15 protein-coding genes and 1 tRNA gene are annotated in these 17994 nt (G+C 66.8%); 3 read left to right on the forward strand and 13 right to left on the reverse strand.

Features of this window, described 5'->3' with window-relative positions; translation table 11 throughout:
* The first annotated feature begins 146 nt into the window (after positions 1-146).
* From C7I55_RS05525 to C7I55_RS05535, 3 genes are read left to right on the forward strand one after another with little or no spacing between them, the layout of a single operon-like run.
* Positions 147-2306, forward strand: a complete 2160-nt coding sequence (locus C7I55_RS05525; protein ID WP_233222065.1) for an autotransporter assembly complex protein TamA — start codon at positions 147-149, stop codon at positions 2304-2306.
* Complete coding sequence (locus tag C7I55_RS05530; protein ID WP_106511909.1) at positions 2306-6553, forward strand: translocation/assembly module TamB domain-containing protein; 4248 nt, start codon at positions 2306-2308, stop codon at positions 6551-6553. Before C7I55_RS05525 ends, C7I55_RS05530 begins: the two co-directional genes overlap by 1 nt.
* Positions 6554-6559: 6 nt before the next feature.
* Positions 6560-6961, forward strand: a complete 402-nt coding sequence (locus C7I55_RS05535) for a hypothetical protein (RefSeq protein WP_106511910.1) — start codon at positions 6560-6562, stop codon at positions 6959-6961.
* Here the strand turns inward: C7I55_RS05535 and C7I55_RS05540 are convergent.
* The 13 genes from C7I55_RS05540 to C7I55_RS05600 all read right to left on the reverse strand — a co-directional run bounded on the left by C7I55_RS05540 (position 6890) and on the right by C7I55_RS05600 (position 17984).
* Positions 6890-7969, reverse strand: a complete 1080-nt coding sequence (locus C7I55_RS05540) for an NAD(P)/FAD-dependent oxidoreductase (protein WP_106511911.1) — start codon at positions 7967-7969, stop codon at positions 6890-6892. The two genes, C7I55_RS05535 and C7I55_RS05540, sit on opposite strands and share 72 nt — an antisense overlap.
* Positions 7948-8634: a methyltransferase domain-containing protein gene (locus tag C7I55_RS05545; RefSeq protein WP_106511912.1), complete on the reverse strand. Its 687-nt coding sequence runs from the start codon at positions 8632-8634 to the stop codon at positions 7948-7950. Before C7I55_RS05545 ends, C7I55_RS05540 begins: the two co-directional genes overlap by 22 nt.
* Positions 8631-9674: a type III polyketide synthase gene (locus C7I55_RS05550; RefSeq protein ID WP_106512436.1), complete on the reverse strand. Its 1044-nt coding sequence runs from the start codon at positions 9672-9674 to the stop codon at positions 8631-8633. Before C7I55_RS05550 ends, C7I55_RS05545 begins: the two co-directional genes overlap by 4 nt.
* 278 nt (positions 9675-9952) lie before the next feature.
* Positions 9953-10028: transfer RNA gene (locus C7I55_RS05555), tRNA-Phe, on the reverse strand.
* A gap of 39 nt (positions 10029-10067) precedes the next feature.
* Complete coding sequence (gene yacG, locus C7I55_RS05560) at positions 10068-10262, reverse strand: DNA gyrase inhibitor YacG (protein ID WP_106511913.1); 195 nt, start codon at positions 10260-10262, stop codon at positions 10068-10070.
* Positions 10240-11217 (reverse strand): ribonuclease, encoded by a 978-nt coding sequence (locus C7I55_RS05565; protein WP_106511914.1) that lies wholly within the window; start codon positions 11215-11217, stop codon positions 10240-10242. Before C7I55_RS05565 ends, yacG begins: the two co-directional genes overlap by 23 nt.
* Entirely contained in the window at positions 11210-11776 is a 567-nt protein-coding gene (locus tag C7I55_RS05570) for a Maf family protein (protein WP_106511915.1), read from the reverse strand. The genes C7I55_RS05565 and C7I55_RS05570 overlap by 8 nt, the downstream gene beginning before the upstream one ends.
* A gap of 10 nt (positions 11777-11786) precedes the next feature.
* Positions 11787-12005 (reverse strand): translation initiation factor IF-1, encoded by a 219-nt coding sequence (gene infA, locus C7I55_RS05575; RefSeq protein ID WP_106511916.1) that lies wholly within the window; start codon positions 12003-12005, stop codon positions 11787-11789.
* A 229-nt stretch (positions 12006-12234) separates the two neighbouring features.
* Positions 12235-14412: a sodium-translocating pyrophosphatase gene (locus tag C7I55_RS05580; RefSeq protein WP_106511917.1), complete on the reverse strand. Its 2178-nt coding sequence runs from the start codon at positions 14410-14412 to the stop codon at positions 12235-12237.
* 145 nt (positions 14413-14557) lie between these two features.
* Positions 14558-15508 (reverse strand): thiamine-phosphate kinase, encoded by a 951-nt coding sequence (gene thiL, locus C7I55_RS05585; protein WP_106511918.1) that lies wholly within the window; start codon positions 15506-15508, stop codon positions 14558-14560.
* A gap of 145 nt (positions 15509-15653) precedes the next feature.
* The gene (nusB, locus tag C7I55_RS05590; RefSeq protein ID WP_106511919.1) at positions 15654-16109 is read right to left on the reverse strand and encodes a transcription antitermination factor NusB; all 456 of its coding nucleotides are present in this window, start codon (positions 16107-16109) and stop codon (positions 15654-15656) included.
* Between the two features lie 76 nt (positions 16110-16185).
* Complete coding sequence (locus C7I55_RS05595) at positions 16186-17088, reverse strand: alpha/beta fold hydrolase (RefSeq protein WP_106511920.1); 903 nt, start codon at positions 17086-17088, stop codon at positions 16186-16188.
* A complete protein-coding gene (locus tag C7I55_RS05600) occupies positions 17088-17984 on the reverse strand; it encodes a pirin family protein (protein ID WP_233222066.1) in 897 nt (298 codons plus the stop codon). The genes C7I55_RS05595 and C7I55_RS05600 overlap by 1 nt, the downstream gene beginning before the upstream one ends.
* Positions 17985-17994 lie beyond the last annotated feature (10 nt).

Consider the following 17994-nt stretch of genomic DNA (forward strand, 5'->3'; position numbering starts at 1 on the left):
CGGCTTAAAAGGCTGACGAGCCGCTTTGTTCCAGTTTCGGCATGGATTTTTTTCGTTTGCGATCCATTGCCAAGGCCTTCCAATTGCAGCACTTTTCCGCCAAACGACAATCGTTTCGGGAGCGATGTTTTTTGAAGAAGGCGGAAGTGTTTTTGTCGACGGTGGCAGGCGGCGCAATCGCGTTCGCCTCGGCTGCCGGCGCGCAGGCGCAAGAAGCGTCGACGTCAGCAGGCACGACCGCTACGGCTCCGAACGGGCCCGTTTCCCTCGGCACCGCCGCACCGATCGTTCCGGACAGCCAGTTCGAGGAAGCGCTGCCGCCGCTCGATCCGGCGCTCGGCGCCCCGCTCGAGCCGATCGAGACCTTCGACGTCACGGATCCGCCGGTGACGGCACCTGGGGGGGCTTTGGTTCCCGACCCGGCAGTCGCCGATCCGGCGCTCACCGAACCCCTGGCGCCGATATCGACATTCGATGTGCAGACGCCGCCTGCAGGAGCCGAGGCGCCCGAGGATGCGCCCGGGCCGGTCGAGCCGGTGCGGTACACGCTTGAAATTGCCGGGCTCGACGAGATCGAGCTCGTGGACGAATTCCGGGGTCTCTCCGCACTCGAGGACTCGGATGGCGAGGCGACCAATGGGTCGCAGGTCCAGCAGCGCGCTGACGAAGATGAGCTGCTGGCCGTACGCTTGCTGCGCTCGCAGGGTTATTATGATGCAACCGCAACGGCGACGGTCGAGCAACTCGCCGAACCGGGGCGATTGCGCGTGGTGCTCACTGCGGTGCCGGGACAACGCTACAATTTCGGCCAAATCCGGATTGACGGTCCGGAGACCCAGCCGCCGGGCATCGCCCGCGAGGCGCTGCCGCTGAAGAGTGGCGCGCCGATCGTCGCGATCGATGTGGAGGCGGCGGAAGCCAACGTGCGGCTGCGCCTGCCGCAGCAAGGCTATCCATTTCCGGAGATAGGCCTTCGCGACATCCTGCTCGATCCCGATACCCGGCTCGGTGGGTATGTGCTGCCAGTCCAGCCCGGGCCGCGGTCGAGCTTCGCGGGCTTCACCACCGAAGGCGATCTGGCCTTCGACGCGAAGCATGTCGGCGTGCTTGCCCGTTTCGAGAGGGGCGAGCTCTACGATCAGCGCAAGGTCGACGATCTGCGCGAGGCGATGATCGCCACCGGCCTGTTCACCACCGTTTCCGCCGAGCCGGTGCGAACCAACGAACCGGCCCCCGACGGCACCGAATACGTCAACATCCTCGTCCGCCAGGATGCCGGCCCGGCGCGCTCGATCTCTGGCAGCGCCGGCTATAGCACCGGCGAAGGCTTCCGCACCGAGGCGACCTGGGAGCATCGCAATTTCTTCCCGCCCGAAGGGGCGATCCGCGCCACCGCCATTGCGGGGACGCAGGAGCAGACGCTGCGTTTCCAATTTCGCCGTGCCAATGCCGGACAGCGCGATCGCACGGTGCTCCTTCAGCTCGAGGCAGGGCGCCGCGATTATGAAGCGTTCCGCGGCTACACGGCCCGCCTGTACGGGCTGATCTCGCGTGAATCGACGCCGATCTGGCAGAAGAAGTGGACCTACGCTTACGGCGCCGAACTGATCGCCACCAACGAAAGCCGGATCGGCGAACCGGACCTGTCGATCGGCGACGCCTTCCTGCTTGCCGGTGTCACCGGGCAGATCGGCTACGACGCGTCGAACAGCCTGCTTGATCCGACCCGGGGCTTCCGCCTCCTTGGGCGGATCAATCCGGAGACGTCGCTGCGCGACCCTTCCCAGCCATATGTCCGCAACTTCATCGAAGGCAGCGTTTATTATCCTGCGAGCGACAACCTGACGATCGCTGCGCGCACGCGCATCGGATCGATCTACGGCGCCGAGCTCGAGGAACTCGCGCCGTCCCGCCGCATCTATGCCGGCGGCGGCGGATCGGTCCGGGGCTTCGGATTCCAGGAACTAGGACCCAAAGACGTCCTTGCGAATCCCGACTTCGATCCTGAAGACCCCGACAAGGAGCCGGCCACGATCCTTGTGCCGAGGGGAGGCCGTTCGGTCGTCGAGTTCGCGCTCGAAGCGCGCTACCGGTTTGGTAATTTCGGCATCGTTCCGTTCATCGACGCCGGGCAGGTCTATAACAGTCAGTTCCCCAGCATGTCCGACTTACGCTTCGGTGTCGGCGTCGGCGGCCGCTTCTATACCAATTTCGGACCGATCAGGGCCGATATCGCGATGCCGATCGGCCGCCGCGAGGGCGAGTCCAAGGTCGCCGTCTACGTCTCTATCGGGCAGGCCTTCTGATGGCGGACGAGGGTCCAATCGACACCGTCCCTGATCCCGTGCCCGCGGCGGCACCGCCGCCGCGCGCGCGGCATCGCGGACGCACCGCTGCGAAATGGACAGGAATGGGCCTGCTGGGGCTGCTCGTTCTGTTGGGCGGCTTCTTCGTCTGGCTGAATTCCTCGCTTGGTCACCGCTACGTCGTTCGCCAGATCAACAATCTGGAAATGGCGTCGGGCCTCGACATCGATGTCGGCCGGATCGAGGGATCGCTGCTCGGGACGCTCACGGTTCACGACATCCAGCTCAAGGATCCGAAGGGGCTGTTCTTCACGGCGCCCGAGGCGGAGCTGGACTGGCGTCCTCTCGCCTATTTCCGCAATCACATCGACATTCGCGCCCTCAATATCCCGCAAGCCCGCCTGTATCGGCTTCCCGAGCTGAGGCCGGGGAGCGATCCCAACGCGCCGCTGCTGCCCGACATCGACATCGACGTCGGCCGCTTCCAGGTCGGACGGATCATGGTCGATCCGGCGGTCACCGGCTACCGGCACCTTCTCGGCCTCAGCGGCCGCGCGAAGATCGCCGACGGCCGTGCCCAGGTCGCGCTCGACGCCGGTGCTCTCGCCGCCCCGAAACTTCCGGGCGGCGACAAGCTCGTCTTGCGCCTCGATGCGGTGCCGGCGGCGAACCGCCTCGGCATCGGCCTTCGGGTCGAAGCCCCCGGCAACGGCTTCGTCGCCAATCTCACCGGTTTCAAGCAGCCGATCGCCGCGCTCGTCACCGGGTCCGGGACATGGGCGAACTGGCAGGGCCGGGCTCGCGCCGCCGTCGCTGGCAAGCCGTTCGCCAACATCGCCATCGGCGGCCGCGACGGCACCTTCTCGTTCAACGGGCCCGTCCAGCCCGGCACGTTGCTGCCGGAAGGTCCGGCTCGAAGGCTGTTCTCTTCGGTCCAGCTTGGTCTCGTCACCACCTTCGCGGAACGCCGCGCCGATCTTCGACTGCGGCTCAATTCGTCGGCAGCGGCGCTTGCCGCAGAAGGTCGCGTCGACCTGGCCCAGAACCGCTTCCAGGATCTCAAGCTCGCCGGCCGCTTGCTCCAGCCCGGCGCGATCGCCCCCAATCTCGCGGCCCGCAACCTGCAGGCCTCGGCGGTGCTCAACGGTGCGTTCGCGACACCGGTCGTCGCCTATGATGTGAAGGCCGATGCGGTCGGGTTCAACGGCACCATTCTCGAAGGCTTCACGGCGCGCGGCCGCGCCCAGGTCGACAGCGACCGGATCCGCGTTCCTGTCTCGGCACGCGCCAGACGGGTGACGGGCCTTGATCCCTCGGTCGGCGGTCTCCTCACCAACGTTGCCGCCGATGGGACGGTCTTCGTCAGCGGGACGCGGATCGTGTCCGACGATCTTCGAGTCCGCTCCGATCGCCTCAACGCCACCATCGTGCTCGCCGGCGATATCGCGCGCGGCCAGTATCGTGCCGGCGTCCAGGGCACGCTCGACAACTACCAGCTCGACGGCGTCGGCCTGCTGGACATCACGACCAACATGAACGTCACCAGCGGTCCCGGCGGTTTCGGGCTCGCCGGCCGGGTCGCGATCAAGACGGAGCGTATCGATAATTCCTCTGCCCGCGATTTCCTCGGCGGTAACGCCACTGCATCGGCGCGCGTTGCGATGAACCCGTCCGGCGCGATCGTCCTCAACGACATTCGGGTGAACTCACCGGGCCTGCGCGTGACCTCGGGCAACGGCACCTGGCGGCCGGACGGGCGAATAGACTTCCGCGTTGCCGGCGTCTCACGCGACTACGGGCCGCTTGCCGTGGTCGTCAGCGGCAGCGTTGATCGCCCGCAGGTGCAGCTGCGGGCCGCAAGCCCTGGTTTCGGGGTCGGTCTGCGCAACGTCAGCGCAACCATCCGTGCGACCGGCGGCGGCTACCGGATCAACGCCACCGGTGAGTCGCAATATGGTCCCTTCTCGGCCGATGTGACGGTGCTCGCGGGACGGACGCTCAGCGTCGATGTCCACCGCGTGCTTTTCGCCGGCATGACCTTCACCGGCCGCGTCACCCAGACCGCGGCAGGGCCCTTCGCGGGCATGCTGACGATGACCGGCCAAGGTATGAACGGCACGATCCGCCTTGCCGCCGAAGGCGGGTATCAACGTGCCGATGTCGACGCGCTTGCGAACAACGCCCAGATCCCCGGGGAGACGCCCATTCTGATCGAGCGGGGGATCGTTCGGGCGACCGCGATCCTGTATCCGGACGCGCCGCACATCGTCGGCGACGCTCAATTCGCGGGCGTGCGCAGCGACAATTTCAATCTGGTCCGCGGTCGTGCCCGGGCCGATTATCGCGGTGGCCGCGGCACCGCCCAGCTCTTCGCGGAAGGCTCGAGCGGCGTGCCGTTTCGGATTGCCGCCAATGCTGCCTTGTCGCCCGATCTCTATCGTGTCGCGCTGCAAGGTCAGGCCAACAATATCCCGTTTCGACTCGCCCGACCGGCCGAAGTCCGGCCGGTCGCCGGCGGCGGATGGCAGCTCGCCCCGGCGCAGCTCGTCCTTCCGCAGGGGAATGTGCTGCTCGCGGGGCGGTTCGGCGGCGCCGGTGGCACCTCGGTCCAGTCCCGGCTCAACGATTTCGATCTCTCGATCCTGAACGCCTTCTCGCCGGGTCTCGGCATCGGCGGTCGGGTGAGCGGCAGCCTCGACTTCGCACAGCCGAACTCCAATAGCTTCCCGCGTGCCGACGCCCGGCTCAACATCGCCGGCTTCACGCGCACCGGACTCGCGACACGCTCACCCCCGGTCGATCTTGCCCTCGCAGGCGCTTTGCGACCGGAAGGCGGAAGCGTGGCCGCCGTGATCCGCCGTGGCGGCAATGTCGTCGGCCGGGCTCAGGTCCGCTTGCAGCCGGTCTCGTCCGCCGCCGGCGGCTGGATGGAGCGGCTGCTCGCCGCGCCACTTGCCGGGGGCATCCGCTACAACGGCCCGGCCGACGTCTTATGGTCGTTCACCGGCATGACCAGCCAGCAGCTGTCCGGCCCGATCGGCATCGCCGCCGATTTCAGCGGTCGGGTTCAGGCGCCGCAGCTCACCGGCGTGATCCGGGCCAACAATCTCATCTTCACCGACGAGACCTACGGCACCCGCATCACCAATCTCGCCGTCCAGGGACGCTTCACCAGCTCCACCCTCGAGATCGATCGCCTGTCCGGCCGCGCCGGCGATGGCACGATCGAAGGCCAGGGCCGGATCGGCTTCGCCGCCAATGCCGGGTTCCCGATGGATATCAGGGCGACGCTCAATAATGCGCGGCTCGCGCGCAGCGACAATATCGGTGCGACGGTGAGCGGCACGGTTACGGTCACCAACAGCCGTGCCAATGGTGCGCTCATCTCCGGCGATCTCAACATCCCCAATTTGCGCTACCAGTTCGTCCGCCAGGGCGCAGCGCAGGTTGTCGAGCTCCAGGGCGTCCGCCGCAAGGGCGACCCGCTGCCGACCCCCGGCGAGCAGGTCGAAGCCGCAAGCGGTACGCCGAGCATCTGGAAGCTCGATCTGCGCGTCCGTGCCGACAACCAGTTGTTCATCTCCGGCATGGGCCTCGAATCGGAATGGGAGGCGGACCTCAGGATCCAGGGCACGTCGGCGACTCCGACGATCGTCGGAGAGGCCGAGGTCCTGCGCGGCACGTTCAGCTTCTCGGGCCGCCGTTTCGATCTGACCCAGGGGCGGATCGACTTCACCGGCACCCGTCCGCCCAATCCGCGGCTCAACATCGTCGCCTCGGCGGACGTCGACGACGTGACGGTGAACATCAACGTCACCGGAAGCGCCACCAATCCTCAGATCGCCTTCACGTCCCAGCCGGCTCTGCCGCAGGACGAGTTGCTGTCGCGGATCCTGTTCGGCGGCTCGATCAGCGAGATCTCTGCGCTGCAGGCGGTGCAACTCGCCTCTTCGCTCAACGCGCTCCGCGGCGGCGGCGGCGGGCTCAATCCGCTCGGCAAGTTGCGCTCGGGCAGCGGCCTCGATCGCCTGCGGGTGCTCGGCGCCGACGAGACGACGGGCCGCGGAACGTCGGTTGCCGCCGGCTTCTACATCTCGAACGACATCTATCTCGAGCTGATCACCGATGCGCGGGGCTTCACCGCCACGCAGATCGAGGTCGCGCTGTCGCGTGCACTTTCGGTCTTGTTCCAGGCGGGTTCAGCGGGCACGTCCAGTCTCAACGCCCGCTATCGAAAGCAATATTGACCCGATATGGATTGGCACGCCCTGAAGCTGTGGCTCGAGACCACGAGCGGTCTCGACATGGATGCGCTCCATGTCCACGCCGGCATATTGTGCCAGGTCGTCGTCGCCCTCGTGCTGCGGCGACGGCTGTCGAGCCCTTGGCCGCTGCTGGTCACCGCTGCCGTGATCCTCGGCAACGAATATTATGATTACCATTACGAGATCTGGCCGCAGCGCGAGGTCCAGTGGGCGGAAGGCGTGAAGGACACCTGGAACACCCTGTTGGTGCCGACCTTCCTGTTTCTGCTCGCCAATTTCGTGCCGCGCCTGTTCCGCGCGCCGCAAGTCGCCGCCGAGTCAGCTGCCGATGCGGGTGAGGCGGGCACCGATGCGGGCGAGCCCCGGCAGTTGGCGCAACAGCTCCATTAAGGCCTTGCGCCGGCGCGGTTGCTCCGCCGCGTGCCGCAGCATCTCAGCCACGGCGACCGGTCGGCGGCTCCGCCGGTGGAAGCTATGCTGCCAATGTTCGGCAGACTGTCCTGCCAGCAGTGCGTCCGCACCGCCGATCCCGCTGGCCAGCGCGATCGCGATCCCGTCCCCGGCCAGCGACGCGATCACCGCCGCCTGATCGCCGATCCGGTAGATGTGGGGTACCGTGTCGGCGGCGCGCCACCCATAGGGAACGCCGGCGACCGCGCTCCAGTCTCCGAGGTCCGCACCGGCCAGGCGATCCGCCAGAACCGGGCTTTCGGCCTTGATCCGGTTGAGGAGCGGCTGCGGGCCGCCGGCCTGCTTCAGCCGTGCCCGCGAGGCGGAGAGGCAGAAATTGCAACGTCCGTCTTCCTGCAGCAGCAGCCCGGCATAGCCGCCATCGAATAGATGCAGTTCGATATGATCGTCGATCTTGCTTGCCGCGGCGCGGGCGAGGCCGATCGAGCAGCGAAGCCCGATCGATGCGGTGGCCATCGATGCATCCCGTTCATGACCGCGCAGCTCGTGCTTCCCGGTCGCGAGCAACAGCGCATCGGCTTCGATCTCCTCCTCGTCGTCAAGGCGGATTCGAGTCCCGGCCGCCGCACGCACGGCACGGCCGCGGAGGACCTCTGCACCGTCCTGTTCCGCCGCATTGAGCATTGCTGTGTCGAGGGTGCGGCGGGACAGGCCGGCTGCAGCGTAGGGAAGCGGCACCTCGACCACGCTGGCGCCCGCGATCAGGCGCAATCGGTTAATCGGCCGCGCGCCGAGTGCGTCAGGGTCGATGCCGAGCTTGCGCAGGCTGGCGAGCGCATCCCAGCCCATGAAGCCGCCGCAGACGATGTCCCGCGGCCCCGCATTGCGCTCGACGAGCACGGGCGCCAGGCCGCCTCGCGCCAGCCGGATCGCCGCGGCGGCGCCGGCCGGACCGCCGCCGACGATCAGCGCAGCCGTTCGACGCACAGCCGGAAGGGGAAACGCCGGACGACATTCGCGTCCGCCAGCCCCAGCTCATTGAGGATCGTCCGCCACTCTGCCGGGCGGTAGGCTCTGGCAATGGAGAGCTGGCCATCCTCGCGAACGATGCGGTGAACGCCGAGCAGGTGCGCCAGGAGCGGGTAGCCGGTGTAGGAGAGACGGTGCCGATGGAGGTCGTTGACCAGCCAGCCGCGCCGCGCATGAAGCTCCATCCACAACAGGAATGCACGCAGATCGCCATCGCTCATGTGGTGCGCGACCAGGCTCGAAATCACGAAGTCGAACGCACCCTGATCACGATAGTCGCCCGTGCGCCAGTCGATGGCGAAGCCTGGCGACGTCGCCGCCGCAGCGACGGCGGCGCTCTTCGGATTGAGATCGACGCCCACCAGGACGGCGTGCTTCCCGGTGCGCTCCGCCCAATGTGCGACCCGGCGCAGCATGCCTCCGTCACCAAAGCCGACGTCGAGGAGGCTGAACCGCTCGCGCCCGGCCGTCGCTCTCTTGAGAAAGGCCATCGTTGGGCGGCTGGCGAGGGTCCAGCGATTGATCCGGCCGAGATCCGAAAGCACCGCGTCATAGACGGCGGCGGGCAGCGCCGGATCGTCCATCTGCTCCTCGGCGATGGCACGCCGCGCCAGGCTCCTCATGGCAGCCGGCGAAAGTGGAAGCCCTCGGCGGCGAGCCCAGGTCCGAAGGCGAGCGCAACACCGTGCCGCCGCTCCGGTGCGCTGAGCAGGCCGCTCAGCACGAAGGGCAAAGTCGCAGACGACATGTTGCCGAATTCCGACAGAATCGCACGCGAGGGATCGAGCGCATTCGGCGGCAGCGCCAGCCCGTGCTCCACCGCGTCCAGCACCGACCGGCCGCCGGCATGGACCGCCCAGGAATCGATGTCCTCCACGGCGGAGCCGGCGAGCAAAGCGTCACGAACCGACGGATCGCGGAGCGCTTCCGTGATCCGGCCCGGCACTTCACCGGAAAGATGCATTGCAAAGCCGGTATCGCCGACGTTCCAGCGGATCAGTGTCGCAGAGTCGGCCAATGTCGCTGCGAACGGCCGCTCGATCGCGAAGCCCGGCCCTCCGCCGCTGACGATCATCGCCGCCGCGCCGTCGCCGAACTGTAGCATGGCCAGCAGAGGCTCCAGCCGCCCCTCATATTGGAGGTGGAGGCTGGAAAGCTCCACGGTCACGACCAGTATCCGGGCGTCCGGCTCGGATCGTGCGATATGATAGGCGACGCGTAATGCTGCGACGGCGGCGTAGCAGCCCATGAAGCCAACCAGGGTCCGCTCGATATTCCCGGAAAGGCCGAGTTCGGCGGCGATGATCTGATCGATCCCCGGTGCGACGAAGCCGGTGCAGCTTGCAACAACCAGGTGCGTGACGGATCCGAGGGGCCCAAGCGCGCCGATCGCGCGCAAGGCGAGCCTGGGCGCTTCGTCGGCATAGATACGCATCCGCGCCGCCGTCCCGGGCGATGCGCCCTCGTAGAAGCCGCCGGGATCGACCGGCGAGCCGCCGCTTTCCGCCTGGGGGAGCACCGACCAGCGATGGCCAATACCGCAACGCTTCGCCATGCGGCGGAACAGCGCCCGCTCGCGTGGATCGGTAAGCTGCTGCTCGGCCCATCCGATGAAGGCATGGTGCACATCATGCTCTGGAACAGCTGTCGCGATGGCATTGATACAGGCGGTAGGCGTAACCCTGCTCCCCGAAGCGTCCCTTGGACACTGATCGTCGGGCCGCTCGCCCGAAAGGTCAATCAGGTCTGAACTGAAGGTCCCGACGCGTCCGGTGCGGGTGACGCTCCGGGAGAATCGGGGTTTTCGGACCGGCAAGGTCCGGAAGGGAGATGAACGAAGCCCGCCGAAGTTCCCGCTATGGCCTAAGTGCGGTGGTGCCGGCCAGGTTCACGCCAGTCGTCGGCTCAGGCCGGTGTCCATTCAGGGATGCGCTTGGAAAATGGTGCCCAGGGACGGGATCGAACCGCCGACACCGTGATTTTCAGTCACGTGCTCTACCAACTGAGCTACCTGGGCATGGGCTGCGTGTGCAGCCGAGCGCGCCTATAGAAGGGCTTAGCGCTCGCTGTCCAGCCCATCCGAGGAGAATTCGTCGGCGGGCGGCCCCGGCACGCGATAGGAATCGCCGAGCCAGTTCAAAAGGTCGCGGTCGCGGCAGCCTTGGCTGCAGAAGGGCGTGTGATCGGGCGTCGCCGGCTTGCCGCAGAGCGGGCAGCCGGAGCGCTTCCTAGACGTGGAGGCTGTGGACATGCCCCGCCGATATGGCGAGCCCGTGTTCTGCCTGCAAGACGACGGCGGAGCCGATCCGCCGGGCCAGCCTGTCCCGCCATTCCGGATTGGCTTCGATCCGGGCGATCACCGATGGCGCCGCACGCAGGATGCGCTCGCCGACACCCGGCGCATGCTCCGCGCGGCGCAGCAGCGCACGCGCCGCGGCGCCGACCGGGTCGCCCTGGAGCAGCTCGGGAAGCGAGGCGCGCGGACGGCGGCGGACGATCTGGAGAAAACCGAAGCCGTTGACCCCAGTGCGCTCGAAGGGCTGCGGCAACACCGCGTCGAAGGCAGCGGCCGGCGCCTGTCGTTCGGCCTTGCCCGGGATGGTGGGAAGATCGACGCCGATTGATCCTCCGATGCCGAATCTGCGGATCGCGCGCGCCGCCGCTTCTGCACCGGCGACGGCGAGTTCTGCGGGCGCAAGCGCTCCGTCGACGTCGAACAGGGTCATTGCGGGTGTGACGCTCATCCGGAGCAACCCGCCGACAAAGGCGATCTCGCCGGTCATCGCGTCCTCGAGAAGTTCGGACCAGCCCGTTGCCTCGAATCGGTCGTCGCCGCCGAAGCCCTGCGGCGCCGGCGTACCGATCCGCTCCAGTAGGGCTGGTCCTTGCCGTGGTGCCTCCTCCGTGAAGCGGGCACGCGCCGGCTTCGGCTTTCCGGCTTCCGGGATCGGCTCGCGGACGATTTCGATCCGGATTGCCTGGCCCTGATTGATGTGCCGCGGCAGCGGCTCGACAATTGCCTCGCCGCCGTCGAACACGGCAAGCCCCCGCCGTCCGGCGACGTGGATCTGAGTCAGACGCGCCTCGACGATCGCGCCGAAGCGGATGCTCGCCGGCAGTTCGATCGCCGCTTCAACGATATCATCGCCCTCGACGAGGATGGCGCGGTTCTCGCCGATGCCTTCCTCGTAGAGCCACTCAGGCAAGGGGATATCCGGCGGCGCGAAGCAGCGCCCGGGTCTCGTAGAGCGGCAGGCCCATGATTCCGGAATAGCTGCCGGACATGGCGCGTATCAGAGCCTCGGCGCGGCCCTGTATGCCGTAGGCGCCCGCCTTGCCGCGCCACTCGCCGGTGGCGAGATAGGATTCGCGTTCGTCGTCGCTAAGCCGTTTGAAGGTGACGATGCTGGTCGACAGGCGGTGACGTGCTCTGCCGTCGGCATCGACCAGGGTAACCGCCGACAGCACGGTGTGACGCCGGCCGGACAGCAATTTCAGCGTCGCGCGCGCTTCCTCTTCGTCGTCGGTCTTGGGAAGAATACGGCGTCCTGCCGCGACCACCGTGTCGGCGGAAAGGACGAGGCTGCCGGGCGCCGGCACGGCGCCGGCCTTTTCGGCCGCGACGCGAACGGCATAAGGGGCCGGAAGCTCGCCGCGACGCGGCGTCTCGTCGATGTCGGCCGGCGTGACCGCGTCGGGGGTGACGCCGATGCGCGCGAGGAGCTCCAGCCGGCGCGGGCTGGAGGAAGCCAGGACGAGCCGCATGGGGCGCGCCTTACTTGAAGCGATAGGTGATCCGACCCTTGGTCAAATCATAAGGGGTCAGCTCGACGAGCACTTCGTCGCCGACGAGGACTCGGATGCGATTCTTGCGCATCTTGCCCGCAGTATGGCCGAGGATCTCGTGATTGTTCTCGAGCCGGACGCGGAACATGGCGTTGGGCAGCAGCTCAACGACCTGCCCGCGCATTTCGAGAAGTTCTTCCTTGGCCATTTATCCTCTGGATCCAACAAAAATTCGCGCCGCCATAGCGGCTGGAGCCGCGAAATGGAAGGCGCAGAGCAGTTCAATATGCAAGCAATCAAGATGCTTGCTGCATCTTCGTGCCGAACGGTCCTCAGCCACCGTTTTCCCGCCGCCAGTGCCCTGCCGCTGCCGCTCTGACAGGAAAGGCTCCGTCCACGGGGGACGGAGCCTTGCTTGTTCCGTAAGCTCGGAAAAATTAGCCTCCTGAGCCGCCGGCGGCGAGCGCCGCCAGGAGAAGGAGAGCAACGATGTTGGTGATCTTGATCATCGGGTTGACCGCCGGGCCGGCGGTGTCCTTGTACGGATCGCCGACCGTGTCACCGGTCACCGCGGCCTTGTGGGCCTCGGAGCCTTTGCCGCCGTAATTGCCGTCCTCGATATACTTCTTGGCATTGTCCCAGGCGCCGCCGCCCGACGTCATCGAGATGGCGACGAACAGGCCGGAGACGATCACGCCGAGCAGCAGGGCGCCGAGCGCCGCGAAGCCCTGCTCGCGTCCGGCGATCAGCGAGATGCCGAAGAAGACGGCGATCGGCGCCAGCACCGGCAGCAGCGACGGGACGATCATCTCTCGGATCGCGGCTTTGGTGACGAGATCGACGGTGCGGGCATAATTGGGCCGGCTGGTGCCTTCCATGATCCCGCTGTTGCTCCGAAACTGCTCTCGCACATCGATCACGACCTCGCCGGCCGCTCGGCCCACGGCGGTCATGCCCATCGCCCCGAACAGATAGGGCAGCAGCGCGCCGAGCAGCAGTCCGACCACGACATAGGGGTTGGAGAGTTCGAAATCGACGCCCGCCGGTCCGATGCCGAGCTCGGCGGCGAACCGATCGAGATCGGTCGTGTAGGCACCGAACAGCACCAGGGCGGCGAGACCGGCCGAGCCGATCGCATAGCCCTTGGTCACCGCCTTGGTGGTGTTGCCGACCGCATCGAGCGCATCCGTGCGGTGGCGTACCTCATCCTCCAGGCCGGCCATTTCGGCGATACCGCCGGCATTGTCGGTGACCGGGCCGTAGGCGTCGAGGGCGACGACCATGCCCGCGAGTGCAAGCATCGCGGTCGCCGCGAACGCGATGCCGATCAGACCCGCCAACTGGTAGGAGATGATGATGCCCGCACAGATGACCAGGGTCGGCAATGCGGTGGATTCCAGGCTGATCGCCAGGCCTTGGATCACGTTGGTGCCGTGACCGGTGGTGGAGGCCTTGGCGATCGATCGCACCGGCCGGTAATTTGTGCCGGTATAATATTCGGTGATCCACACCAGCAGCGCGGTGACGCCGAGGCCGACCATCATGCACCAGAACAGGTCCATGCCGGTAAAGCCGCCGGTCAGCGCATCCGCGGCGGTGGCCGGGTCGAGCTCGGGCCCGGTGGCGTCGCGTGCGCCGCCGAGCGGGCTGTTCATGTTGCCCTCCAGCGTGCGCCAGGTGACGTACCAGAGCGCCGGGATCGACAGCAGAGCGGTGGTCCAGAAACCCTTGTAGAGCGCGCCCATGATCGATTGCTTGGCACCGAGGCGAACCATGTAGGTGCCGACGATCGACGTCAGGATGCAGACTCCGCCAATGATCAACGGCAGGCTCATCAGGGCGGTCAGTTGCTCGGGGCTGCCCGAGACGAGCAGGGCGATCAGCACCATGGTGGCGCCGACGGTGACGACATAGGTTTCGAACAGATCGGCGGCCATGCCCGCGCAGTCACCGACATTATCGCCGACATTGTCGGCGATGACGGCCGGGTTGCGGGGGTCGTCCTCCGGAATGCCGGCCTCGACCTTGCCGACGAGATCGGCGCCGACGTCGGCGGCCTTGGTGAAGATACCGCCGCCGAGACGAGCGAAGATCGAGATCAGCGATGCGCCGAAGGCAAGGGAGGTCAGCGAACGGATCACCACCTCGCCGTTCGGGCTTGCACCCAGCGTGTCGACGAGGATGTAGAACAGACCGGCAATGGCGAGCAAAGCGAGTCCCGCGACCAGCATTCCGGTAACGGCACCGGCCCGGAAGGCGGTGGTGAGACCGCGCTGCAGCGACAGGCGCGCGGCCTCGGCGGTGCGGACATTGGCGCGGACCGAGATGTTCATGCCGATATAGCCGGCCGCGCCGGACAGCAGCGCTCCGACGACGAAGCTGGCCGCCTCGATCGGCCCGAGGAACAGGCCGACGAGAATGGCGACGACCACTCCGACAATGGCGATGGTGGTATATTGGCGGCCGAGATAGGCCTTGGCGCCTTCCTGGATGGCGCCGGCGATCTGGACCATCCGTTCGTTGCCCGCGGGTTGCGCGAGCACTTGCCGGCTGGTGACGATGCCGTAGACCACTGCGGCGAGCCCGCAAATGATGGCAATCAACACGACTGTCATTGGCTTCCTTCCCCTTTATGCGCCGGGTCGGGCCGCTTTTTCCGAAGACGTTTCTCGCCCGGTCGTTAGGGGTTCTAAAGGCGCAGCGCGCAGAAATGCAACCGATGACATGGGTCTTCGTCCATCCCGGACGAAGTGGCTGCGGTCAGCCGAGTGCCCGATGCTCCCAGCCGAGGCTTTCCGGCAAGGTCACCAAGTCGTTGCCGTCACGAAGCTGGAGCCCGGATCCTGGCGAGACTCGGCCGATCCTGGTGACGTTCAGCCGCAATTCTTCCGCAACTGCGAAGATATCTTGCGTTGCAGCATCATTCGCAGAGAAGAGCAGTTCGTAATCATCGCCGGCAGTCGCCGCCGCAAGTCGCGTGGCGCGGCTTTCGCCCTCTGCTGCGATCAACGGTCCCGAGAGAGGGACGTGTCCGATGTCGATTGTCATTGCCGTGCCACTCGCCTCGGCCATGCGCCGCGCATCGATCAGCAATCCGTCGGATACGTCCATCATCGCTCCCGCCAAACGGGCAAGCCGCGGTCCGGCTTCGAGCCGGGGCGTAGGACGGCGATAGCGCTCGATCATCGGTCCCCCCCTCCTGCCGCCCTGAAGTTCGCGCAGGCCGGCGCCGGCGTCACCGATCGTGCCGGTAACCCACAGACTTTCCCCAGCACTCGCACCCGACCGCGCCGGGACTGGCCCGGCCGCCTCGCCGATGGCGGTGAGGCCGAGGCTTTGTGGCGCACCGGCCGGCGCGGACACGGTGTCGCCGCCGAGCAGGGATACGCCGAAATGGGCAAGCGCCCGCCCCATGCCGGCCACGAACACGGCATCCCAATCGGGTTCGCGCAAAGTGTAGCCCATCAGCACCCCCAGGGGCCTGGCGCCCTTGGCGGCAAGATCCGACAGGTTCACGGCGAGCAGCTTCCAGGCGACATCGCCAGGCGGGTCGTCGCGAAGGAAGTGGACGCCCTCGACGATCATGTCGTGGGTGAGAACGAGCGTCGCGCCGCCGACCGCAAGCACCGCGGCATCGTCGCCGAAACCCCGCGCCGCGGGAGCGGTCGCAAGTGCCCTGAGCTCCGCAAGGAAGGCGCCCTCGCCCGTCATGAAGGACGTCCTCGATCGATGAGGACGGTGCAATCCGAGGATCGTGACATTCGCTTCATCCGCCGCATCCTACCGCGGAGTCGGCCGCAACCCCACCCTCCCGCCAACCTTGGCGGGCGAAGATGAGGCAGAGTGGGACGTGGCCCTACTTGCGTACGTCCTTTGCGACAGCGTCGAGCAGGCCGTTCACGAACGCCGCTTCCTTCTTGTCGTAAAAGGCTTTGGCAACGTCGACATATTCGGAGATGATCGTGCCGGTCGGCACGTCGATCCGGGCGACCAACTCGTAGGCGCCGGCGCGCAGGATCTGGCGCATCGGGCGGTCGAGACGATGGAGCGACCAGTCGCGTGCCAGCTTGGCGGCGACGAGTTCGTCGAGCTCTGCGGCGCGGGCCTGCACGCCGACGACAATGTCGTCGAAGAAGTCGACCTCCGCATCCTCATATTCCACGCCCTCGATGGTCGCGCCGAGGCGGTGCATGTGGAATTCGTGAAGCAGGGTCGGGACCGGAGTCTGCTCCATCTCGTGCTGATAGAGCGCCTGCACTGCGGCGAGCCGGGCGGCGGAGCGGGATCGGGAACGGGCGGTGGTCTTTGCCATGGGAGGGGGCCCATAGCGTCAGGGCGAGGATTCGGCCAACCCTAAAGCATCCGCGCACCGGGCGCCGTCGCTGCGCTCAGCCGCCGCTGTCGGCCAGGAAGTTTCGAATCGCCGCTGTTACCGTGCCCGGTTCCTCCCACGGGATGAAGTGGCCGGCGGTCGGAGAGGTGACGATGCGCAAATCCGCGACGACGTCCGTCAGGCGCTCGAGCTGGATCGGCAGCAGCGCGACGTCCTTGAGGCCCCAGATCACCAGGGTCGGCATGCGAAGCTTGGGGAAGGGCGCATGGGTCCACACAGGGAGCCTGGCCTCTTCGTCCGTCTCCGGCACTTCGAGGCTGGTGGCCCGATACCAGTTGAGCATGGCGGTGAGCGCGCCCGGCTCCTTCCATTCGTCGAGATAGGCCCGCCGCTCCTCGACTGGAAGCATGGCAGGATCGGCATTGCCGAGCAGAACTTTCTCCAGAAAGGCTTCCAGACCCATCGCCAGGATCCCGGCCTCCGCCTCCGGACTGCGGAAGAATCGGACATATTGCGAGGCTTCGCGCTGCGCTCTGTCTTCGATCAGCGACCTCTGGAAGATCAAAGGGTGCGGGGCGTTGAGGATCACCAGCCGCTTCACTCTGAACGGGTGGAGGAGGGCCGCGGCCCACGCAGCCGCGCCGCCCCAGTCGTGGCCGACGAGGGTGAAATGCTTGATCTCAAGCGCATCCATCAGCGCCAGGGCATCGGCGACGATGATGTTAGTCTTGTACTGCTCGACGCCTTCCGGCTTGTCCGATCGGGCGTAGCCGCGCTGATCGGGCGCGATCACGAAATGGTCGCGCGAAAGATCCTCGATCTGGTTGCGCCAGGTGCGATGCGATTCGGGGAAGCCGTGCAGAAACAGGATCGGCTCCCCGTCGCGCGGGCCGGCGAGGCAGACGTCGAGGCTGATGCCGGTCGACAGCGCAATCCGCGCGAGGGGGGACTCGGTCATCAGGGATAGCTCACCGTTTTCGGAACTTCGGGAAGCGGGATGAACTCGTCACGATCGTCCGGCGGCAACGGGAACCGCCCTGCCTTCCAGTCCTGCCGGGCCTCGCGAAGGCGTTCACGGCGCGAGGAAACGAAGTTCCACCAGACGTGGCGCGGCCCGTCGAGCGGGGCGCCTCCGCACAGCATGACATGGGCACCGCGGTTCGATCGCAGGGTCGCCGAAATGCCGGGCCGCAGCACGTAGAGACTCTGCGGCGCGAGCGTCAGCCCGTCGAGGCTCGCCTCCCCTTCGGCGACATAGAGGGCGCGCTCGTCCGCCTCGGGATCGATCGGCATGCTGCCGCCGGCGAGGAGGTGGATGTCGGCGTAGATCGTCTCGCTATGGCAGGTCACCGGCGAGGTCGCGCCCCACAGGCTCCCCATCACCACCCGCGCAGTGGCGCCGCTGCCCTCGACCACCGGCAGATCGGCCTTGGGCACGTGCTCGAAAGCGGGATCCATCTCCTCCTTCGCGCTCGGCAATGCGAGCCACGTCTGGATCCCGCTGAGCTCCGGTCCCGCAGGCCGCAGGGCGGTGGGCGAGCGTTCGGAATGAGAGATGCCGCGGCCGGCCGTCATCAGATTGACCGCGCCGGGCTCGATCGTCCGAAAGGTGCCGAGCGAATCGCGATGGTCGATCGCGCCCGCGAACAGATACGTGACGGTGGCGAGATTGATGTGCGGGTGCGACCGCACGTCGATTCCGCCGCCCTCCGGCAGGTGGGCGGGGCCCATCTGGTCGAAGAAGATGAACGGCCCTATCGTCGTTCGCTCCTTGTGTGGCAAGGTACGGTGGACCTTGAAGCCACCCAGATCGTGGCTGGTCGGCAGCAGCGTCTGCAGGATGAGATCGTCCAACGGATGTTTT

The organism is Allosphingosinicella deserti (genome assembly GCF_003012735.1).
In the GTDB taxonomy this organism is placed as follows: domain Bacteria; phylum Pseudomonadota; class Alphaproteobacteria; order Sphingomonadales; family Sphingomonadaceae; genus Allosphingosinicella; species Allosphingosinicella deserti.